Below are 22,616 nucleotides of genomic sequence, written 5' to 3' on the forward strand. Positions count from 1 at the left end.
TAGATGTTGCTGATCGACTGTCCCTTTTGCGGCCCGCGCGCGGAGATCGAATTCCGCTGCGGCGGCGAGAGTCATATCCAGCGGCCGGGCCCGCATACCCATGTGTCCGACGCCGAATGGGCCGACTATCTCTACTATCGCGAAAATCCGAAGGGCGAGCATCGCGAGCGCTGGTTCCACTCCACGGGGTGTCGCCGCTGGTTCAACGCCGCGCGCGACACCGTGACGCATCAGTTCCGCGTCACATACAAGATGGGCGAGGCTTGTCCCGAAGCGGGCGAGAGCGCGGTCAGCGAAACGGCGCCCAGCGCGGTTGCGGGAGGCATCGTATGAGCGGTTGGCGTCTGAACACCGCGGGCCGCGTCGATCGCGGCCAGCGGATCGCATTTCAATGGGCGGGGCGGACACTGCACGGCCATCCTGGCGATACGCTGGCCTCCGCGCTGATGGCGAACGGCGTGTCGATCATCGGCCGCAGCTTCAAATATCACCGCCCGCGCGGCCTGCTCGCTGCGGGGCTCGAAGAACCGAACGCGATCATCCAGCTTGAAACGGGCGCCGTCGCGGTGCCGAACGTCAAGGCGACGCAGATCGAGCTTTATGAAGGGCTGGTCGCGAACCCGGTCAATGCGAAGCCGAGCGTCGAGTTCGACTGGCTCGCGGTGAACAGCCTGTTCAAGCGCTTCATCCCGGCCGCCTTCTATTACAAGACCTTCATGTGGCCGAACTGGCACTGGTTCGAGCCTGCGATCCGCAAGGCGGCGGGGCTTGGCGACGCGCCGCAGGGCGTCGATCCCGACAGCTATCACCATCGTTTCGCGCACACCGATATCCTGATCGTCGGATCGGGCGCGGCGGGTCTGTCCGCGGCCGTCGCGGCGGCGAAGGGCGGCGAAAAGGTGCTGCTCGTCGAGGCCGATGCCGAACTTGGCGGCGGTTTGCTGTCGGAGCCGTCCGAGGTCGAAGAGCTGACGGCGCTTGCCTGGCGCGACCGGATGCTGGCTGCGCTGGCGGGCATGCCGAATGTGACCGTGATGGACCGGACGATGGCGTTCGGCTTCTATGACCACCAACTCGTCGGCCTGTGCGAGCGCGTGACCGACCATCTGCCGCCGTCGCAGCGCAGCGGTCCGCGCCAGCGCCTGTGGAAGGTGCGAACGAAGCGCGTGATCCTCGCAACGGGCGCGTTCGAACGGCCGATCGCTTTCGCCGGCAACGACCTGCCCGGCGTAATGCTGGCATCGGCGGCGCAAACTTATGCGCTGCGTTACGGCGCGGCGCCCGGGCGACGCATCCTCGTCGCGACGAACAATGACAGCGCTTATCACGCGGCCTTCGCGCTGCACGATGCGGGGGTCGAGATTGTGGCGATCGTCGACAGCCGCGCGAAGGGCGGCGAGGCGACAGAGGGCGCTGCCACCCGCGGCATCCGCACGATCATGCAGAGTGCGCCGACGAAGGCGAAGGGGCGCCGCCGCGTGAGCGGTGCTGTCGTCGCGGGGATCGACGACGGCAAGGTCCGCCAGTCGATCGCCTGCGACACGATCCTGATGTCGAACGGCTGGAACCCCGCGGTGCATCTCCATTCGCAATCGGGCGGTTCGCTGGCGTTCAATTCCTCGCTCGAAGCCTTCCTGCCCAGCAAGTCGGTGCAGGCGGCGGTCAATGTCGGCGCAGCAGCCGGCATCTTCGACCTCGATATCGCCGTCGCCAGCGGGCGCGCGGCGGGGCAGGGCGAAGAGGTGCAGGCGCCGTTCCCGGCGGCGGTCGGCCCGACGCTGCACTTCGCCGACGGCGATGCGCGCGCGGCCAAGGCGTGGGTCGATTTCCAGAACGATGTGACCGCCGGCGACGTCCAGATCGCGGCGCGCGAGAATTTCCGTTCGGTCGAACATCTCAAGCGCTACACGACGCTCGGCATGGCGTCGGATCAGGGCAAGACCTCGAACGTCACCGGCATCCACATGCTGTCGAACTTGCTCGGCAAGCCGCCGCAGGCGATCGGCACGACCAAGTTCCGCCCGCCCTTCGACCCCGTGACCATCGGCGGGTTTGCCGGGCGCGCGGTCGGCGACAATCTGATGCCGATCGCACATGCGGCGGCGCATATGTCGGCCGTCGCAGCGGGTGCGAAGATGGAGAATTACGGCGCCTGGCTCCGCCCGGCCTATTTCCCCCGCGCCGGCGAAGACGAACATGGCGCCGTCGCGCGCGAGGTGCTTGCGGTCCGCGGTCAAGTCGGGCTGTTCGACGCCTCGCCGCTCGGCAAGATCGAGGTCAAGGGTCCCGACGCCGCCGAATTCCTGCAACGCATTTATGTAAACGGCGTCCGCAATTTGAAGGTCGGGCGATGCCGCTACGGCCTGATGCTCAGCGAGCAGGGCATCATCTACGACGATGGCGTCTTCGCGAAGATCGCCGAGGATCATTTCCTCGTCGGCACGACGAGCGGCCATGCGGCGGCAATCGCCGACATGTTGCAGGAATGGCTGCAGTGCGAATGGACCGACCTCAAGGTCCTCGTCGAGAATGTGACGACCGGCTGGGCGGTGATGAACGTCGCCGGCCCGAAGGCGCGCGCGGTGATCGAGGGGATCGGCACCGACATCGACCTGTCGCGCGACGCTTTTCCGCACATGGCCTATCGCGAGGGCATGGTCGGCGGCGTCCCGGCAAGAATCCAGCGCGTCAGCTTCTCGGGCGAACTGTCCTATGAGGTCTCGGTACCGTGGGGCTTTGGCTGCGCGCTTTGGGACGCGATGATGCAGGCCGGCGCGCCGCACGGCATCACGCCGTTCGGGGTTGAAGCGCTGATGGCGCTCCGCATCGAGAAGGGTTTCCTCCACGTCGGATCGGATACCGATGGCACGACGATGCCGCAGGACGTCGGCTTCGGCGGTGCCGTCGCGAAGAAGCCCGACGATTTCGTCGGCCGCCGCTCGACGATGACGCCCGAGGGGCTGCGTGACGATCGCAGGCAACTGGTCGGCCTCGAAACGCTCGACAGCGGCGGCGCGTTCGAATGCGGCGCGCATATCCTGTCGGCCGACACGAAGGGGATCGGCGCGACGCAGGGGTGGGTCACCTCCTCGGTCCAGTCGCCCACCCTCGGCCGCCCGCTCGCGATGGGGCTGATCGCACGCGGCACGGCACGCATCGGCGAGACGGTGCAGGTCTGGAACCTGGGCAAGGGGCGCCCGGCGCGCATCGTTGACCCGCGCTTTTACGATCCGGCGGGAGAAAAGCTCGATGGCTGATACAGGCGCAATCACGCCGGCGCGGGCCGCCGCGAACGATCTGCTGGTCGAGGGGACGGACGTGCGGTTGGCCGCCGAAACCGGGCTGGGCATGGCCAAGTTGCAGATCCTCGCGGTGGACCCCGATGCCTGGTTCGAACAGGCGCTCGGCCTTGTGCCGCCGTCGGCGCTGACCGAGATCGAACCCGGCCCGGTCGCCATCGCATGGCTGGCGCCGGGCGAGTGGCTGGTGACGGGCGGCGAGGCCGATGTCGAGCGCGTCCGCCTCCGCTGCGCGGAAGCCGCGGGCGGCCTCGGCCTGATGGTCGATATCACCCATGCCCGCGCGACGTTCGAACTGAGCGGCGCCGCCGCGCGCTCGATCCTCGCCGCGCACTGTCCGCTCGATTTCGGCAACGAAGCGATGCCTGTCGGTGCCGCGAAACGATCGATGTTTTCGGACACCGGATTTTTCATCAGCCGCCGCGCTGACCGCGATGGACAGCCCTGTTTTCGGCTGATCTTCGATCAGGCGATGGCGGGCTATGCCGGGCGGATGCTCGGCGCAACCATCGCAGGAGCTGCTTTGTGACGACCTCGGATCTCGTTCTGAAATTCCGCGCGCCCGACAAGCCGGGGATCATGGCAGCGGTTGCGCCGACATTGGCGGCGCGTGGCTGCGATATCCGCGAGGCGGAGGTTTATGGCGACGACGATACGGGGGGATTTTTCCTGCGCATGGCGCTGACCAGCCCGGTCGGCCGCGACGAGCTCGCGAAGACCGTCGAACCGGTCGCGACCGATCTGGCGCTCGAATGGGAGTTGCACGATCTTGCGCGGCGCACCCCAGTGCTGCTCGCGGTGTCGAAATTCGGCCATTGCCTGATCGACATCATCCACAAGAAGGAGATCGGCCAGCTGCCGATCGACATCGTCGGGGTGGTCTCGAACCACGAAGCGATGCGCAAAACCGCCGAATGGCATGGCCTTGCCTATCATCACCTGCCGATGAGCGAGGGGAAGGAGGCGCAGGAAGCGCGCTTCCTGTCGATCATCGAGGAAAGCGGCGCCGAACTCACCGTGCTCGCGCGCTATATGCAGATCCTCTCCGACGGCTTTTCGGAAGCGCTCGCCGGGCGCTGCATCAATATCCACCACAGCTTCCTGCCGAGCTTCAAGGGCGCGAAACCCTATCATCAGGCGCATGGGCGCGGCGTGAAGATCATCGGCGCGACCGCGCATTTCGTCACCGCCGACCTCGATGAAGGCCCGATCATCGAACAGGATGTGCGCCGCGTGAGCCACCGGACGACTGCCGACGAAATGGTCGCAATCGGGCGCGAGATCGAGGCGTCGGTGCTGTCGCGCGCCGTGCGCTGGTATGCCGAACACCGTATCTTCCAGAACGGGAACAAGACCGTCGTGCTCTGACAGGGCGCCCAACCGACAATCAAAAGGAGAGACTTATGGCCGACCTTTCAAGCTACATCGTGAACCCGGGGCCCAAGACGCCGGTCACGGGATTGAAGGCGGCCGTGACGACCGACAGCGCGATCGTCACCGAGACGATCATGAAGATATTGAATAGCGGCGGCAACGCGGCCGACGCGGTGATCGCGGGGGCGATGGTGCAGGCGGCGGTCGAACCGTTCATGACCAACCACGCCGGGCTCGTCACCATGCTCTATTATGAGGCGAAGACGGGCAAGGTCCACCAGCTCGACAGCCTCGGCGGCCATCCATCGGGCCTGCCGCCGTTCAAGCCGGTGCCACCGGGGCTCGGCAGCTATGCCGCTTCGCCGCCGTCGGCGATCATCCCTGGCTTCATGCCGGGGTTGAAACAAATCCACGCGAAATTCGCGACGAAGGACTGGGCCGATCTTTGCGCCGATGCGGTGCGCTGGGCCGAGACGGGGCATGAGGTGTCGACCTTCGAATATGGCGTGAACATCTATGGCGAGAAGTTCATCACCTATTTCCCCGAAGGCCGCGATTTCTATCAGCCGAATGGCTATTTTCCGAACGTCGGCGACATCTTCACCCCGCCGGGCATGGCGGAAACGCTGCGCGGCGTCCGCGACAACGGCCCCGACTATATGATCACCGGCCCCTGGGCCGAGAAGTTCGTCGCCAAGGGCAACGAGCTCGGCTGGAAGGTCCAGCTCGACCATATGACCGAGACGCCGCCGCGCTGGGTCGAGCCGCTGCGCTTTCCTTACAATGAATATGAAATCCTCTTCCTCGGGCCGCCGCAGGCGCAAGGCTTCTTCTCGAGCGTCGCGCTCGGCGTGCTCAAGCATCTTGGCATCCGCGACATGGCGCCGGGCTCGGCCGAGCATATCTGGGCGATGGGGCATGCGCTCCGTCAGGGCCAGCGCCACTGGGAATATGCGCGCGATGACCATGTCTATGACGTGCCGCGCGCCGAAGTGCTCGACGACGATTATCACAAGCATCTCGCGAAGCTGATCCGCGGGTCGCGGCCAAAGGTCGACATGACCGATCATATCCGCCTGTCGGGCGACGGCCCCGCCGGCGCGGGCGACATGATGGCGGCCATCGCGGGCCCGTCGGGCAAGCCGCGGCTGGTCCATCATGAAGAAAAGCAACCGAGTGGAAGCTGCGAGATCGCGGTCGTCGATGCCGAGGGCAATTGGTGCCAGTTCATGGACACGCTGCAAGGTTCCGGCATTCCGGGGCAGGTCGTCGGAGGCATCCCGATGGTCGGCAGCCACTCGACCTTCGGCGCACTACAGAGCCCGATGGATACGGTGCTGATCAAGGGCGCCAAGGCGCGCTGCATCATCGGCAATACGCTGGTGCTGAAGGACGGCAAGCCGGTGTTTTCGGCCGGATCGCCCGGCAACATCCACTGCACGCTGCCGCAGGTGCTCGCCTATCTGCTCGACTTCAAGCTCGATCCCTATGCCGCGGTCGATGCGCCGCGCATGCTGCCGATGACCGACGGCCAGCTCGTCGCGATCGAGGACCGGCTTGCGCCGGGCGTCGTCCAGGACCTGCACAAGCTCGGCGTCCGCGTCGGCGGGCTGTCGGGTTATGATTTCCACATGGGCAGCTTTTCGGTGATCGCGCGCGACGAAGCGTCCGATACGCTCACCGCCGTTGCCGATCCGCGCCGCTGCGCCGTTGCCGACGGTATCAAGGAGTGAATAGCATGACATTGCCCAGCCTTGCCCTCGACAATCTTGCCCAGCGCTATTGGGATTTCCGCTGCGAGGAGTTTCCGACCGAAGCGATCCTGTCCGGTGGCCAGCCGCGCGGCGACCTGTTGCTGCGCGACGCGCCCGACGATCATGAGCGCCGCGCCGCTTGGGCTTCGGCTGCGCTCGGCGAGCTGGCCGAGATCGACGCGGACGCACTGTCGCAAACCGAGCGGGCAACCTTGTCGCTCCTCCGCGGCGAGCTTGCGCAGCTCGTCGACATGGTCGCGCAGCAGGCGCATTTGCGCCCCAGCATCTATCCGCTCGGCCCCGAATTCGGGCTCGCGAGCTGGGCGTCGATGACCAGCATCGCGACCGTCGACGAGGCGCGCCGCTACATCGACCGTCTGGCGAAGGTTCCGGCGGCGCTCGAAGGCGTGCAGCAGTCGCTCACCGAAGGGCGCGAGCGTGGCATCCGTTATCCGAGGCTCGTGGTCGAGCGCGCGATCGGCGTGGTCCGGGGGCAGGCGTCGGTCGACGTCGAAGCCAATGGCTTCTTCGGCCCACTCAAGGTGCTGGCAACGCGCGGCGCGGCCTTTACCGATATCGTCGAAGAGGGGCGGACCGTGGTCGCGAAAACCGTGGCTCCCGCACTGATGAATTATGCGCTGTTCCTCGAAAAGATCCTGCTGCCGGTGGCACGCGATGCGCTCGACTGTGTCGGGGACGTCGGCGGCGAAGGCCATTATCGCTATTTGATCCGCCAATATACGACCATCGACTTGCCGGCGGAGGAAATTCACGCGATCGGGCTCGCCGAAGTCGAGCGGATTACGGGCGAGATGGAGGCGGTTGCGGCCGACGGCGGCTTCGAGGGCGACCTTCCCGGATTCAAGCGCCAGTTGCAGGGCGACAACAGCCAGCTCCTCGAAAGCGGCGAGGCGCTGCGCGAGGAAATCGAAATCTTGTCGAAGCGCATCGATGCGCGCATCCCCGAATTCTTCGGCCGCATCCCGCGCGCAACCTATGGCGTGAAAAGCATTCCCGAGGCGATCGCCGCGGCGATGCCGCCCGCCTATGCGCAGCCCAATCCCGCCGACAACAGCGCCGCGGGCGTCCACTGGATCACCTCGATCCCGTCGAAGCTGCCGCGCTACATGCATCTGCCGATCGCGCTGCACGAGGCATGGCCGGGGCATCTGATGCACCTCGCGCTGATCCAGGAGCTGACCGACCTGCCGGCGTTCCGCCGCCACGGTGCGCTGCATTATTCGGCGTGCCTCGAAGGGTGGGCGCTCTATAGCGAGGGGCTTGGCGAGGACATGGGCCTCTATGATACGCCGCAGAAACGCTATGGCCGGCTCGAGATGGAAATGTGGCGCGCGGTGCGCCTCGTCGTCGACACGGGGCTGCACGCCAAGCGATGGACCCGGTCGCAGGCGATCGACTATTTCCGCGAAAATATGGCGATGCCGATCGAGACGATCGAGGCCGAGGTCGACCGTTACGTCGGATTGCCGGGGCAGGCGCTCGGCTACCAGCTCGGCAACCTCAAATTCCGCGAGCTACGCGCGCGCGCCGAGGCGGCGCTGGGGCCCCGTTTCGACATTCGCGCCTTCAACGACGCGCTCGCATCGGCGGGCGCGGTGAGCCTTCCCGTCCTCGAAGCGACGATCGACGACTGGCTGGAAGAGAGAAGGGCTGGCGCCAGGATTGCGGCATGAGCGCGGTCGGCATGGGCGCGCCGGCCGATGCCGGCATGCAGGCGAAAACCGGCGGATCCAAGCTGCGCGCGGGCTATATCCTCTTCATCCTGTGCCTGATTTCGGCGCTCAACTATTATGACCGTTTCCTGATCGGCATCCTCGTCGAAGATCTGAAACGCGACCTCACGCTCAGCGACAGCCAGATCGGGCTGCTGTCGGGCTTCGCCTTCGCGCTTGTCTATTCGATCGCGTCGATCCCCGTTGCCTCATACGCCGACCGGGGTTTTCGCGTGCGCGTGCTCGGCAGCGCGGCGGCCTTCTGGTCGGTGATGACCGGGCTTTGCGGACTGGCGACCGGCTTCTGGACGATGCTCTTCGCGCGCTTCGGCGTCGGGATCGGGGAGTCGGGCGGCGCGCCGACCACGCATGCGATCGTCGCCGAAACATTCAGCGACAAATGGCGCGCGAGCGCACTCGCGGCGATCGGCGTCGCCGGCGCGGTCGGCACGTCCGCGGCCTTTGGGGGCGGCGGCTATATCGCGCAGCATTATGGATGGCGCTGGGCCTTTTTCGCCGCCGCCATCCCGGGGGTGGTCATCGCGCTCATCTTTGCGCTGACGGTACGCGAACCGAAGCGCGCTCAGGGCGTCGACAGGGCGCCTTCGCTGCCTGCGCGAACCGCGCTCGGGGTACTGCTTCGCCGGCCGGCCTATCTGTGGATCTGCGCCGGCGTGTCGATTTTCAGCATCGGCGGCTTTGGCGCGTCCGCGTGGACGCCCGCCTATCTGATGCGGTATTTCGGGCAGGACGCGGCGAAAGTCGGGCTCGACTATTCGGCCATCGTCGGTCCGGCGACAATCATCGCCGTACTCGGCGGCGGCTTCCTCGCCGACTGGCTTTCGCGCAAGGACGCCCGCGCCCCCTATTGGTTCCTGTCGGCCGCCTTCTTCGCCTCGATCCCGTTCAGCGTCGCCCAGCTCACGACCGAAAACTACGCCACGGCGATGATGCTGGCCTGGCCCTCGACGCTGATCGGCGCACTCTGGATCAGTCCGACCTATGCGATCGTCCAGGCGCTGTCGGGGTCGAAGCTGCGCGCGATCGGCGCGGCCTTCTTCATGCTGTGCGTCAATCTGGTCGGACAGAGCCTCGGCCCACTTGTCGTGGGTGCGATGAGCGATCATTTCAGCGCGGCGCACGGCGCCCTGGGACTGCGCTATGCGTTGCTGATCGGTACGGCGGCCTATGTGGCCGGCGGGGCGGCATTCCTGATCGCGGCGCGCACCGCGCGCGCCGACACCGAAGCCGCAGCGACGTTCTGAGGCGCCGCGTTACGCGGCTTTGGCCTTGCGGTTCTTCTGGGCGGCGGCGCGCGCCGCCGACAGCGCTTCCTCGCCGCAGAGAATGTCGATGTAGAGCTGCGCATTCTTGCGGCGTTCGGGAATGCTCTGGCGGACGCCGATCGCATAATAGCCGATCTGGTGATAATAGAAGACGCGCGCGCGGATCGCGGCATGTTCCTCGTCATAGCCGATCGCCTCGAAGAAGCGTTGCAGCACTTCGAGCCGTTCGCGGTCGGCGCGCTCGACCGCCCATTCGGCCCGCTTGTCGGCGCGTGCCCATTCGCGCACGGCAAGGTCGAAATGATAGTCGTAGCCGTCGGATTCGATAAGCCGCGCGATCATGCGGTCGAGCCATTCGACGGCATCGCCCGCCTTCGCCGGCGGCGCCTCTTCGGGCAGGAAGCGGCACGTCGCTTCCCAATGCGCGATGATCTGGTCGAAGAACTCGTCGCGGTCCTTGAAATTATGGTAGAAACCGCCGCGGGTCACGCCCAGCCGGTTGGCGAGGCGATCGACCTTCAGCCCCGCGATACCTTCGTCGACCAAGGTGCGCTGCGCGGCCTCGATCCAGTCCTGCACCGTATTCTTTGGCGTGCGTCCAACCATGGGCGTTTAATTCCTGCTGCCGGGCGATCTTATAATGCCGCCCTCAGCCCGCTCATGTCACATTTTTCGCCGAACTACAAAGCACGCATGCACGAATGCATGTTTAGCGCTCAGTAGGCGGCGCCGAACAATAATACGCCCGCGGTGTCGGTCGCCTGCCACGTCTTCGTCTTGGGGTCGAAGGCGACGGCGGCCGCGGTGCCGCGCATGCCCGCGGCCATCGCCTGCGGCACGTCGTGAACCGCGAGCCCCTTGGCCTTCAGCGCGTCGACGAAGGCGGCGTCATAGGCACCCGCGGGCACCGCGACATCGCGAACCGAGGGTTCGGGAATGGTCGCGCGCAGCGGAAAACTGGTCAGCAGCGCCGGCGCGGCCTGTGTGTCGGCGAGCGACTGTTTCTGGCCGACGATGCTGAGGAGCATCTTGAAGCTTTCGGGGATCAGCGACGAACCGATCGCCGCGGTGGCGAGGACGGGTTTGCCCTTCTTGACCACGACCGTCTGGACCATCGGGTTGGGCAGGCGCGCACCGGGCGTCAGCTTAGCGAGCGCCTCCTGCTGGAAACCCGCGGAATCGGGGATCGGGATGCCGCCGACGACGATCCCGGTCGAACCCCAGACGACCGAATTGATCGTGTGGGTGATCGCGGCGATATTGCCGTCCTTGTCGACGACGACGAGCGAGTTCGAATGGCGCGATTTGCCATCACCCTGCGGCATCACGCCGATCGTCGGCAACAAGGGCGCGACGCGCTTTGCAAATTCCTTCGTGCTGCGCGCTTGCAGCGAATAGTCGATCCCCTGTGCGTCAAGCGCGGCGCGGACTTCCTTGCTGAGATCGGGCGTGCCCTCGAGCGTGCCGGTGATGCGCGAAATCTCGGTGAAGGATTGCGGATCACGCCAGAAGGGCGATTTCTTGTTGAGGCCCGAAGCCTCGGCAAGATTGAGCAGCGGGATGAAGGTCGCCGATGCCAGCGCGTCGCCGCCGGGGGCATAGACCGTCGTTCCGGCATAGCTGGTCGATACCGGATCGCTCCAGATCGGGCGATAGTCGGCGAGGTCGGCCTTGACCACCTTGCCGCCCTCGCGGCCGACCACCTGGACGAACTCGTCGGCCCAGGCGCCGCTGTACATATATCGCGAACTCTGCGCCGCGACCGCGCGCAACGTCTTGGCGGCGTCGGGCTGGGCGAATTTCGTGCCTTGCTTGAATTCGGGCGTCCCCCCGGCGGCAAGGAACGCCTTGCCCTCGGGCGTGCGCTCGAGGAAGCTTTTGCGCCAGGCGAAGAAGCCCGCGGTATTCTTGTTCAGCGTCACGCCATTCTCGGCATAATAGATCGCCGGCGCGAACAGGTCGGCCCAGTCGAGCTTGCCGAACTTCCGCTGCATCGTCTCCATGCCGGCCATATAGCCGCCGACGAGCGTTTCGCGGCCAAGATCCTTTTGCGCCTCGGGGATCGCGGTCAAATTGCCGCCGCCGGCGGCACCGGTGCGCGCCGCTGCCTGGAGCATCCCCATGTCGGCGACCGGGATGGTCAGCGGATCGGTCTCGCCGCGATAGCTGTTATAGCCGCCGTCGAGCGAATAGACCTTTCCGGTCTTCGCTTCATAATAGACCATCGACATGATGCCCGCGTAGGAGACGACCGACCCGAACTGCGTCGTGATGCCGGTCATCGCGACCGCGGTCGCGGCGTCGGCGGCGTTGCCGCCATTCTGGAGGGTGACGAGCCCGGCGGCGACCGAGATGGCCGATGCGGTGCCCGAAATCGCACCATTCTTTCCGGTGTAGACCCGCGATCCCTGCGCCGCCATGCCCTCGCTCTCGGCCTTCTCGGCGGCTTCGCGGATTTCGGCGGGCCAACTGGTCGGTGACAGGTCGGCCGCGCTCGCTGGCCCCGCCATACCGATCGCCGCCGCACCCGTGATGAGCGTCCTCTTGATCGCGTTCATGCCCGTCCTCCCATTGCCTGCGTCAGAAAGCGACCGCGTCGCTGTTGTTGCGGTTGTGCGAGGCGGCATGGAGCTCGCCGGTCTTGGGGTCGCGGCTGATCGCCACCCATTTGCCTTCGCCGCCAAGGCGCGCCTCGGACAGCGGCATTTCGCGCCAGGTATAGCCGGTGCCGTCGAGGATCTTGTGGTCGAAGCGACCTTCGGGAACCACCAGCGTCGTCTCGCCCGTCTTGGGATCGGTCGAGGGCATGAAGAAATCGGGCGTGTTGATCGCCTCTTCGACGTCCATGTCGAAGCAAGTGACGTTGAGCAGCCCTTGGAACGTCCGCTGGTGGAGGCCCGCGCCCATCGAGGCGAAGGCGAGCACGGGAACGCCGTCCTTGAACAATATGCCCGTCTCGGTCGGGGCGGGGAGGCGCGCGCCGGGCTTGACCTGCGCGATTGCCGCCTGCTGGAACGACGCCGCATCGCTGATCGAAATGCCGTCGATGAAGATGCCCGTCTTGCCCCAGTTCACGCAATTGATCGAATGGGTGATGGCGGCCATATTGCCTTCGGCATCGACCGCGACGACATCGTCCGAATGCATCGGCGTCGTGCGCTTCCACTTGGTGAAGGTCTTGCCGCCCTCGATCTGTTTCCACAGCGCTGCGGCATGGTCTTTCGACACGCGCGAGGCTTCGCCAAAATCGATGCCGGGATAGATCGCCGCCTGCGCTTCTTTCGGGAACATCGAAATGCCGAAGAGCTGGGTGATTTCGAGTGCCTTTTTCAATTGCTCGGACGACTTCGTCCAATGCTCGCCGCCGCACAGCCCCGCGGCGTCGGCGAGATTCTGTGCCTCGATGATCGAGAAGCCGCCGAAATTCGGCGCCGGGTTGGTCTGGATCGAATAGCCGCGGCGGAGATCGGCGACGAGCGGATCGGCCCAGATCACCTCGTAATTCCTGAGGTCGTCGATCGTCATCTTGCCGCCGTCGGCCTGCACGGCGGCGACCAGCTTCTCGCCCCATGCACCGCCATACATATAGCCGGCGCCCTGCGCAGCGACCGCGCGGAGCGTTGCGGCGAGCTTCGGCTGTTTGAAGATGTCGCCCGTCTTGTACGCGCTGCCGTCGGGCTTCACGAGCGTCGCTTTGGTTTCAGGCAGGCGGCGGATATCGCGGTCGCGGAACTTGAAGATGCCGTCGAGCATCTCGCTTACCGGCATGCCCTCTTCGGCGATATGGATCGCTGGGTCGAACAGGCTGGCGAAGGGCAGTTTGCCGAAGCGTTTATGCGCGGCCTCGACGCCCTTCATGAAGCCACCGACGAGCGCGGTACGCCCGCTCGGCTCGCCCTTGCCCTGCAGCGCCTCGGTGCTCGAAAAATCGATCGCGCCGGGGATGGTCAGCGGCTCGGTTTCGCCCGCGACGGTGTTCCACTCGGCATTCATCGTGTGCGTCTTGCCGGTCTTGGCGTCATAATAAACGAGCGACATGATGCCGAAATAGCTGATCGGTGCGCCCATCGTCAGCGCGACCTGCGCGAGCGCGGTCGTCATCGCCGCGTCGATCGCATTGCCGCCCTGCTTGAGCGCTTCGAGCCCTGCACGCGCGGCGAGCGCGCCATAGGCGACGGTGACCGCGCCCTTCTTGCCCTTTGCCGATCCGGCAGTCGTGCGATCGACGCCCTGGGCGGTCATGAAGCGGGCATATTCGCCCGCGGGCCAGTTCTTCGGTGACAAGTCGATGCGTCCTTTCGTTGCGGCCATGGCCCGGGAAGCGATACCGCCGAGGGCAGAGGTGGTTGCCAGCGCGGTCGTGGCAGCCAGTGCGGTCATTGCGGTACGTCGATCGATGTTCATGCGTATCCCTCACCCGTTATGCGGCGTCGCATATCGCGCCGTGACTCAATATTTATACATATGTGTCTTATAAAATCTCGGCCGTTGCAACCCAAGATTTTCGCCATCGATTTTTCAAGGGAATGGCATGGCCGCTTGGCGTATTTCCGTGCGAAAACGGTTGGGAATTGGCCTTTTTCGGGCCGTTTGATCCGGGCGACGACTCCGGCTTCGCCGGCGAAATCGGCCGACTCAATACGCGAAACTTGCAAACATACGATAGTGTATTAAAATGCATTTCAGCGAGGACGCGCAAGCGTCCGCACAGGGAGAGGCAATCCGCGCATGACGCAGCATTATGAAGACGTACCGGACACTGGCCATCGGACCCGGCAGGCCTGGTGGGCCTTGGCCGTCATTACGCTCGTCTATGCGATGAATATCGCCGACCGCTTCGTCCTGTCGACGCTGATCGAGCCGATCAAGGCCGAGTTCCAGCTCAGCGACGCCTCGGTCGGCTTTCTTACCGGGGTCGCGCTCGCGATCTTCTATACAGCGGCGGGGCTGCCGCTCGGCGCGCTGGCGGACCGCGTCAACCGCCGCAACATGATCATGTGGGCGCTCGCGATCTGGTCGCTCTTCACCGCCTTTTGCGGGATGGCGCAGAATTTCTGGCAATTGCTCCTCGCGCGCATCGGCGTCGGTGTCGGGGAGGCGGGGGGCACACCGCCATCGCACTCGATCCTCGCCGACTATTTCAAGCCATCGCAGCGGATCGTCGCGATGTCGATCTTCACGCTTGGTATCGCGATCGGGTCGGCGATCGGCGGCATCGGCGGGGGCATGCTCGCCGAGAAATTCGGCTGGCGCCACGGCTTGGTCGTGTTTGCCTTTGCCAGCCTCCCGATATTGCTACTGATGCTCAGCGTACGCGAGCCGCGTCGCGGTGCCAGCGATGTCGCGGCGCTCAAGGAGGAGACGCCGAGCATTCGTGAAGCGCTCGGCTTCATCCGCTCGCAGCGCGCCCTGATCCACGTCCTCGCCGGCGCGACGATCGCGACCTTCTCGGGGATGGGACTCATCTGGTGGACCCCCGCCTTCCTTGCGCGCTCGCACGGCTTCAGCGTTGGCGACGCCGGGTTCGAGGTCGGGATGATGAGCGGCCTCGGCGGCGGTGCGGCACTTGTGGCCGCGACGCTGATCACCTTCAAGCTCGCGCGCATGGCGCCCAAATGGCAATGCCATTTCCTCGCGACCGTTACGCTGCTGATCACCATCCCCGGCGTGCTTGCGCATCTCGTCGGCGACAGCAAGACCTCGCTGCTGCTGCTCTGGCTCTTCATTCCCTTCGCGAATGTCTATGTCGGTCCGACGCTCGCGCTGCTGCAGAACCTCGTGCGGCCGGACATGCGGGGGGTCACCGTCGCGGTGCTGCTTTTCACGGCGAACATCGCCAATCTCGCGATCGCGCCGCAGCTGATCGGGCTCGCGTCCGACCTGATCGCAACGCGGATCGCCGATCCCTCGCAATCGCTCAGCATCGCGCTCGCGATTTCGGGGCTGACGGGCATCTGGGCCGCGGCCCATTTCTGGGCGGCGATCCGCTCGCTGCCCGGCGATCTGAAGCGGGCAGGAACGGCTTGAGCCAGAAAGGCCGGGCGGGGCCGTGAAGCCCGCCCGGTGGGGATGTCAGTTCAATGCGTTTTTGACGATCTCGCCGCCGCGCATGATCAGCGGCAGGGCTTTCCCATTGCGGGCGAGAAGGCCGATGTCGTGCAAGGGATCGCCATCGACAACGATCAGGTCGGCATGGGCGTCGGCGGCGACGCAGCCGAGTTTGCCTTCCATCTGCAGCACCTCGGCGGCGATCGACGTCGCCTGCCGCAGGATCTCGATCGGGGTGAACACCTCGCTGCGGATTTCGAACTCGGTGCACTGGCGCGTGTAGGTGGTGCCGAGCAGGTCGGTGCCGAAGCCGATCTTGACCCCGGCACCGCGCATCCGGTCCATCCCCGAAAGCGCCTGGTCGAAAACGAAGTCGAGCTTTTCCTGGCTCTCGGGCGGAAAGCCCATCGACGGTCCGAGCTCGCGCAGCGCGAAGATGATCGCCATCGTCGGCACGATATAGGCGCCGCGCTCGGCGACGAACGCCGCGGTCTCATCGCTGATCAGCGTGCCATGCTCGATGCAGCGCACGCCGAATTCGACGCAGCGCCGGATCGCGCTGTCGGGATGGCAATGCGCCGAGGCGTAGCTGCGGCGCTCGACGCATTCATTGACGATCGCGCGCACTTCGTCTTCGCGATACTGGTTCATCCATATGGGGTCGGTGGGCGAGGCGACGCCGCCGGAACCCATGATCTTGATCGTATGCGCGCCGCGACGAAATTCCTCGCGCACGGCGGTCAGGCAAGCGTCGACCCCGTCGGCGATCACGGTCAGGCTGTTCGCCTGTCCGCATTGGCAAAAGCCATGGTCGTGATGTCCCTCGACGCTCATCGGCCGCATATCGCCATGGCCACCGGTCATCGACACGATGCGCCCGGCATAAAGGAAGCGCGGGCCGCGGATCAGTCCTTCCTCGATCGAGCGCCACAGCGACCAGTCACCGCCGCCGATATCGCGCACGGTGGTAAAGCCGCAGTCGAGCGCATGGCCCAGCATGCGGACGGCGTGCGCGGTGCGGTGCGCCGGTCCCATCGCATCGACGCGTTGGAAATTCACATCGGAGGCATAGGCGTGGATGTGGAGATCGATGAGGCCGGGCATCAGCGTGCGTCCGCCAAGGTCGATGTGCTGCGCGTCCGAGGCCGCGATCGCCTTGTCCGACACCTCTTTGATCACGCCCTTTTCCACCGCGACCGCCATGCCGGTCGGACAATCTTCGTTGACCCCGTCGAAGAGGCGGGCGTTTTCGAGGATGGTGATCGTCATGGGTGCGTCCTGCTGCGATGGTGTGGAAGCGGCCGCCCCGTGGGACTTCGGGACGGCCGCAGGGCAATCAGAATTTGGCCGACAGACCCGCGGTAATCGTGCGCGGACGGATCACCGTCGCATCGACGCCGATGTTGGTGAAGCCAAGCTTGTCGAACAGATTGTCGACGCGCACCTGCGCGGTGAAGCGTTCGTTGAACGTCGCGCTCGCGCGCAGGTCGAGGGTGGTGATTTCGGGTATCTTGCGCTGCCCGACCGCCGTCACGGCGGGATAGTTCGACGGCATGTCCGACTGGAAGCGCAGTGTCGCACCGACATTGCCGCTCACCGAATTGCTGAACGGGATCTGGTGATCGAGGATCACTGCGGTCGTCCAGCTCGGCGTCAGCGGCAATTTGTCGCCCGCCTGCGCGCCGGTGACCGACGATGCCGTGGGGTCGATCGCCTTCAGCCGCGCGTTGGTGTGCCCGGCGGAAAGGCTGACGGTCAGCAGGTCCGACGGACGCGCCGTGAGTTGCAACTCGAAGCCGTCGACGACTGCACTCGCCGCATTGCCCTGCAGGATGATGCCGTTGACGAGCGAGTTGAGCTGGATGTCCTTCCAGTCGATGCGGAACGCCGAGAGATCAAACGAGAGGCTGCCGTCGAGCACCGATCCCTTGATGCCCGCCTCATAGTTCCAGACCGTATCGGGACGCACGAAGGTTTGCGCGCCCGGCGGCGGGGTCGGATTGGTCTGCGGCCCGCCCGGGCGGTAGCCGCTTGCCGCGCGCAGATAGGCGCTGATGTTCGGCGCCGGGCGCCAGCGCAAAGTCGCGAGATAGCTCAGTGAATTGTCGCTGAAATTGAAGGTCAGCGGCGTGCGCGGCAGATAGTAAGTGATGCCGCCGGGGCCGCCGGTTCCCGCTACCTGCTTGTTGTGCGCATAGCGAAGCCCGCCCGTGATATCGAGATTGTCGGTGAGGTAGAAGGTGAGGTTGCCGAAGCCGGCGACTTCCTTGTAGCGCGAGGTCGTCGTCGCCTTGACGAGCGCATCGCGCGGGGCGGGGCGAAGATTTCCCTGCGCATCGTGGACGAAGACCGTGGTGTAATAGATGCTGTCCTCGTCGGTGTAGAAGCCGCCGAGCATGAACTCGAACGCGCCCATGCGGTCGGACGCGAAGCGGACTTCGCCGGTCCATTTTTCCATGTTGGGCGATGCGTGGAAGCGCGCGAACGAGTCGGCGGGGAGCAGGGTGTCGATCGGCACGCCGAAGACGGGAACCGCAACGGGGCCGAGTACGGTGCGGCCGAGCGCGATATAGGGATTGGTCTGGTCGGTTTCGATCTGCGTCTTGTAGCGCGCATAGCTGCCCGATGCGGTCAGCGTGCCGAAACCGAGCTTATATTCGGCATTGGCGTTGACGATGCGATATTTGATGTCCGCGCCAAGGTCGGCGTAGCTCGCATAACCATAGCGGCCGAAGGCGGCCTGGAAGGTTCCCGGGACCAGGCGCTGGAACGCGTAGCCCTCATTCTCGATATTCTGATAGATGCCGCTGAGGTCGAAGGTGAAGTCGGGCGTCGGCTGATAGCGCAGCGCGACGCGGCCGCCATAGAGGTTCGAGCGGTTCACATCGTCCGTGCCCGTCGTGACATTGTCGGCAAAGCCGCCCGCGCGGCGGTAATAGCCGGTCGCGGTCAGCGCGAGCTGGTCCTGCACGATCGGCACATTGACCGAGCCGCGGACCAGAAAGCCCGTTTCGCCATGGCTGACCGACGAGACTTCGGCCGAGGCGGTGCCGAAGAACCGGCTGGCGTCGGGCTTTTTGGTGATGATGCGGACGAGGCCGCCAAGATTGCTGGCGCCATAGAGCGTGCCCTGCGGCCCTTTCAGAACCTCGATCCGCTCGACTTCGGCGAGTTCGGGGGAGGGGGTAAGGAGCGCGCCGACCGACAGGAAGCCGCTCGGCGAAAAGGGCGTCTCGTCGATATAGACCGCCGATGTGTTCGACGTCTGCTGCGCGCCCGAGTTCAGGCCGCGCAGGATGATCGTGCCGGTGCCGGGTGCGCCCGAGTCTCGCTGGCTGAGGCCGGGGACGAGCGAAGCATAGTCGCGGAAGTCGCGAATACCGAGCGACTCGATCTTTTCGCCCGAGACCGCGGTAATCGCGGTCGGGACGTCCTGCAATTTTTCGGCACGCTTGCTGGCGGTGACGATGATCTCGTTGCCATCGGCAATTTCGTTGACCGACGCGACATCCTGCGCGGCCGCCAGTTGGGGAGCCGAGAGCGCGAGCACTCCGCACGAGGTTAGAATGGCCCATTTCCGCTGCATCGTGAATCTCCCTGAAGCTAGACTCGTTCCCCTGCGACTTGAGTCGCTATTTAATGCAGTACTGTTCACTATTGGTTGGACGATTGCAACCACGTTTTTCGTGAGATTGTTGGGAAGGTGGCGCGAAATGGGCGCGATTCAGGGATGCACGAAACGCGCTATGGGCCGACTTCGCTTGGTCCGGTTCAGTTCGCGGCGATGCGCCGCGTCTGTTCCTCCACCTGCTGCTCGACCAACGGCAGTGGCAGCGCGCCGGGCTTCAGAACCGCATCGTGGAAATCGCGAATGTCGAACCGGTTGCCCAGCGCCGCACGCATCTTTTCGCGCGCGTCGTGAATGACCGTATCGCCGAGCTTGTAGGCCAGGGCCTGTCCGGGGATACCGCACGAATAGCGGACGGTTTCCGACCGGATCTCGGTTTCGGGCATGAACGCCTTTTCGCGCATATAATCGCGCGCCTTTTCGAGCGGCCAGCCGAACGCGTTCATTCCCGTGTCGACGACGAGCCGGCACGTCAGGAAGGCGTCCATCATCAGCCGCCCGAAGCGCTCCTCGGGCTCGGGATACATGCCCATTTCGCCCGCGAGCGTCGCGGCATATTCGGCCCAACCCTCGTTGAAGGCATTGATAAAGGCCTTGCGGCGCAGCGGGTGGAGCGTCTCATTTTCGTCCTGCGTCGCGAGGTGGAAATGATGCCCCGGGACCAGCTCGTGATAGTTGAGCGCGCCGATATGATTGAGCGGCCCCTGCGACAGGTTCGGCGAATTGAAATTATAGCGGCCGAGTTCGTCGGTGGGGGTCGGCGGACTGTAATAGCCGAAGGTCATCGATGCGGTCAGGCCCTCGGCCAGCGGTCCAACGCCGTGTCCGGCCTTCGGTTTGAAGTTGAACGTGGCGTCGATATGCGGCGCGATCCGGTCGATATAGCGCTCGAACACCGCACTGATCGCTTCGTCACCCGATGCGCGCCATTTGGGGTCACTCTTGAGCTGGTCGAGATATTCGACCGCGCTTCCCTCGAAGCCTGCCTCGTCGAGCAAGGCCTGCATCTGCGCTTCGATGTTCGCCATGCGCTCCAGCCCGATCGCGTGCACCTGTTCGGGCGACAGGTCGAGCGTCGTGTGCAGCGGGACAAGCGCCGCAAAAATCTCGGCGCCGCCCGGATATTGCGACAGGCCAACGCTTTCGGGCGCTTTTGCCGCATAGTCGTCGCGTTCCAGATAGGCGATAAAGGCGTCGAAGGCGGGCGTCACATCCGCGGCAATTGCACGCTCGATCTGTGCGAGCAGGGGCTCGGCATCGACCGCGCCCAGCCGGGACGCGTCGGGGACGAGCATCGCGGCGGCGCCCGAGCGGAAGCTGTTCAGCAGCGGCGCCGCCTGTTCGAGCTGGACGCGCGGCATATAGATGCCGCGCTCGGCCTGACCCACGGTGCGGTCGAACATCTGGCGGACGATCCGGCCATAGTCGCGGACCAGCGCGACATAGCGATCGCCGTCGGCCGGCGTGTCGAATTTATAGGCTTGAAGCGGCGCGCGGAACGAGTTCAGGAAAAAGCCTGCGCAATAGGCAGTGGGGGCGAACATCGCGAAGAAACCCGCGCCGAGCGGGTCGAACACGAGCCAGTACCAGTCGGCCTCGCGCGACCAGCGTTCGGCCGTCCGCCGCGCGATTTCGAGCGTGAGCGGCAGGTCATGCGGCAGCGCGTCGGCATCGATGAGCGCGATGCGGTCGAGCAGATCGCGTCCCGTGGCCGCGCGCTTGGTGATCGCCTCGATCCCGACGTCGGGCAGCCGGGTCAGCGCATCCTCGGTGCCGCCGAGCACGCGGTTCGCGCTCGACAGCGTCCAGACATCGTCGATGATCCGCAGCGCGGCGCCGAAATTCTCGACCGGCGTAAGCGTCATAATCTATCCTTCCCCAAGGCTTCGGTCGCGGCGCGGGTTCACGCCAGCATCTTTCGTACGTATCTGTATGTTTCATCATCTGCGCTATATGGCAAGACCCTCGGGCTCCTCCGGCCGCACGTCGGCCAAGGCTCGACCGATATTCAGCCCCTTAACATCGCGAAATTCCGCCCGGATACCGGCGAAAATAAAAAATGCATTTATGTATTGAATATGGCAATCCCAGCCGATACCGTCGGTCCCGATTGGCGCGCATCGAATGCGCGGCCGGTCGGGATTCGTCGCGGAGAGGTGATGATGAGCAATATGAGCCTTGCCCCTGCGGTGGCATCCGAAGCGCAGGACGCGGCGGCGCCGTGGCAGCTTTACCGGCCCGGCCAGCGGCGGACCTTCCTGTTCGTCCTGTTCCTGACCGGCACCTCCAACTATGCCGATCGCAACGTCATCGGCGTGCTGCTCGAGCCGATCAAGGCCGAGTTCGGCGTCTCCGATACGATGCTCGGCCTGCTCACCGGGCTCGCCTTCGCGATCTTCTATGTCACCGTCGGGCTGCCGATTGCCTGGCTTGCCGACCGCGGTAACCGGCAAAAGATCATCGTCTGGTCGATCACCGTCTGGAGCATCATGACGGTGCTCTGCGGCATCGCGCAGAATTTCTGGCAACTGGCGCTGGCGCGCGTCGGCGTCGGGGCGGGGGAGGCAGGCGCGATCCCGCCGGCGCAAAGCCTGATCGCCGACTATTATCCGCCCGAGCAGCGCGCCGGGGCGCTCGGCATCTATATGATGTCGTCGATGGCCGGCTATATCCTCGGCATGGTCGCGGGCGGCTGGGTGGCGCAGCATTATGGCTGGCGCGAGGCTTTCATCGTCATCGGCCTGCCGGGGCTGCTGCTGGCGCTTGCATCGCGTTTCTTCCTGCGCGAACCGCGCCTGATCCCGCGCTTCGCCGTCGCGCCCGAGGCCACCGAAGATGCACAGGTCAGCATCCGGCGCCTGCTCGCGAAACCCGCTTATCGCAACATCGTCTATGCGCTCGTCCTTTACTTCCTGATGGCCTATGGCGCGCTCGTCTTCACCGCCTCCTTCATGATCCGCGTCCACGGCCTGACGGTCGCCGAAGCGGGCGCGCTGTTCGGGGCGATGTCGGCGGTGGGCGCGGTGATCGGAAATCTTGGCGGCGGCAAGATCGGCGACCTCCTCGCCAAGCGCGATCTCGCGTGGCTCGCGCGTTTTCCCGGGATCGCGCTGATCCTCGCGCTGCCGCTCTATGTCGGCGCCTTCGCCGTCGGCAATCTCGTACCGATGGCCGCGATTTCGATGGTCGGCGGTGTCTTGCTGACCGGCGCCGTGCCGGCGGTCTTCGCTGCAATGCACACCGTCTGCGGCAGCAAGCGGCGCGCGATGGCCGTGGCGCTGGCTTTCTTCTTCGCGAACTTGATCGGGCTGGGCGCGGGTCCGGTCCTCGCGGGCGCCATCAGCGACCATTTTGCCGGAATTTACGGGCCGGCCGAAGGGCTGCGCTACGCGCTGATGATCATGTCGCTGACCTTCCTGCCGGCGGGGATCTTCATGCTGCGCGCGGCGAAGCATCTGAACGCCGATGCCGAAGACTGATCCGGAGAGGCTGAC

Annotated in this window: 15 protein-coding genes; 9 read left to right on the forward strand and 6 right to left on the reverse strand. The window is 65.2% G+C overall.

All coding sequences use genetic code 11. The features are described 5' to 3' along the window. Positions 1-3: 3 nt before the first annotated feature. Genes GGC65_RS22055 through GGC65_RS22085 form a run of 7 tightly spaced genes read left to right on the forward strand, consistent with a single transcriptional unit; the run spans position 4 to position 9,425 of the window. Positions 4-333 carry a sarcosine oxidase subunit delta gene (locus GGC65_RS22055; RefSeq protein WP_192649115.1) on the forward strand — a complete coding sequence of 110 codons (330 nt, stop codon included), beginning with the start codon at positions 4-6 and terminating at the stop codon, positions 331-333. Further along, entirely contained in the window at positions 330-3,257 is a 2,928-nt protein-coding gene (locus tag GGC65_RS22060) for a sarcosine oxidase subunit alpha family protein (protein ID WP_192649116.1), read from the forward strand. The genes GGC65_RS22055 and GGC65_RS22060 overlap by 4 nt, the downstream gene beginning before the upstream one ends. Next, positions 3,250-3,828, forward strand: a complete 579-nt coding sequence (locus GGC65_RS22065; protein ID WP_192649117.1) for a sarcosine oxidase subunit gamma — start codon at positions 3,250-3,252, stop codon at positions 3,826-3,828. Before GGC65_RS22060 ends, GGC65_RS22065 begins: the two co-directional genes overlap by 8 nt. Next, entirely contained in the window at positions 3,825-4,667 is an 843-nt protein-coding gene (gene purU, locus GGC65_RS22070) for a formyltetrahydrofolate deformylase (RefSeq protein ID WP_318780216.1), read from the forward strand. The genes GGC65_RS22065 and purU overlap by 4 nt, the downstream gene beginning before the upstream one ends. A 35-nt stretch (positions 4,668-4,702) precedes the next feature. Beyond that, a complete protein-coding gene (locus GGC65_RS22075) occupies positions 4,703-6,406 on the forward strand; it encodes a gamma-glutamyltransferase (protein WP_192649118.1) in 1,704 nt (567 codons plus the stop codon). Positions 6,407-6,411: 5 nt separating this feature from the next. Next, entirely contained in the window at positions 6,412-8,121 is a 1,710-nt protein-coding gene (locus tag GGC65_RS22080) for a DUF885 domain-containing protein (RefSeq protein ID WP_192649119.1), read from the forward strand. After that, positions 8,118-9,425, forward strand: coding sequence for a spinster family MFS transporter (locus GGC65_RS22085; protein WP_192649120.1), 1,308 nt, complete (start codon positions 8,118-8,120; stop codon positions 9,423-9,425). The genes GGC65_RS22080 and GGC65_RS22085 overlap by 4 nt, the downstream gene beginning before the upstream one ends. Positions 9,426-9,434: 9 nt before the next feature. On the opposite strand, the gene GGC65_RS22090 is transcribed toward GGC65_RS22085, so the two are convergent. From GGC65_RS22090 to GGC65_RS22100, 3 genes are all read right to left on the reverse strand, one after another. Then, positions 9,435-10,052, reverse strand: coding sequence for a TetR/AcrR family transcriptional regulator (locus tag GGC65_RS22090; RefSeq protein WP_192649121.1), 618 nt, complete (start codon positions 10,050-10,052; stop codon positions 9,435-9,437). Between the two features lie 110 nt (positions 10,053-10,162). Then, positions 10,163-12,004, reverse strand: coding sequence for a gamma-glutamyltransferase (locus GGC65_RS22095; protein ID WP_192649122.1), 1,842 nt, complete (start codon positions 12,002-12,004; stop codon positions 10,163-10,165). 22 nt (positions 12,005-12,026) lie between these two features. Then, positions 12,027-13,850, reverse strand: coding sequence for a gamma-glutamyltransferase (locus tag GGC65_RS22100; protein WP_192649123.1), 1,824 nt, complete (start codon positions 13,848-13,850; stop codon positions 12,027-12,029). A 324-nt stretch (positions 13,851-14,174) separates the two neighbouring features. On the opposite strand from GGC65_RS22100, the gene GGC65_RS22105 reads away from it, so the two are divergent. Continuing rightward, positions 14,175-15,473, forward strand: coding sequence for a spinster family MFS transporter (locus GGC65_RS22105; protein WP_192649124.1), 1,299 nt, complete (start codon positions 14,175-14,177; stop codon positions 15,471-15,473). Between the two features lie 45 nt (positions 15,474-15,518). On the opposite strand, the gene GGC65_RS22110 is transcribed toward GGC65_RS22105, so the two are convergent. The 3 genes from GGC65_RS22110 to GGC65_RS22120 form a co-directional block, all read right to left on the reverse strand. Continuing rightward, positions 15,519-16,763 carry a metal-dependent hydrolase family protein gene (locus GGC65_RS22110; RefSeq protein ID WP_192649125.1) on the reverse strand — a complete coding sequence of 415 codons (1,245 nt, stop codon included), beginning with the start codon at positions 16,761-16,763 and terminating at the stop codon, positions 15,519-15,521. 67 nt (positions 16,764-16,830) lie between these two features. Then, the gene (locus GGC65_RS22115) at positions 16,831-19,080 is read right to left on the reverse strand and encodes a TonB-dependent receptor (RefSeq protein ID WP_192649126.1); all 2,250 of its coding nucleotides are present in this window, start codon (positions 19,078-19,080) and stop codon (positions 16,831-16,833) included. A gap of 185 nt (positions 19,081-19,265) precedes the next feature. Then, positions 19,266-20,987, reverse strand: a complete 1,722-nt coding sequence (locus GGC65_RS22120; RefSeq protein WP_192649127.1) for a DUF885 domain-containing protein — start codon at positions 20,985-20,987, stop codon at positions 19,266-19,268. Between the two features lie 294 nt (positions 20,988-21,281). On the opposite strand from GGC65_RS22120, the gene GGC65_RS22125 reads away from it, so the two are divergent. Next, complete coding sequence (locus tag GGC65_RS22125; protein WP_192649128.1) at positions 21,282-22,601, forward strand: spinster family MFS transporter; 1,320 nt, start codon at positions 21,282-21,284, stop codon at positions 22,599-22,601. The last annotated feature ends 15 nt before the right edge of the window (positions 22,602-22,616 follow it).

It is taken from the genome of Sphingopyxis sp. OAS728, assembly GCF_014873485.1.
GTDB lineage: Bacteria > Pseudomonadota > Alphaproteobacteria > Sphingomonadales > Sphingomonadaceae > Sphingopyxis.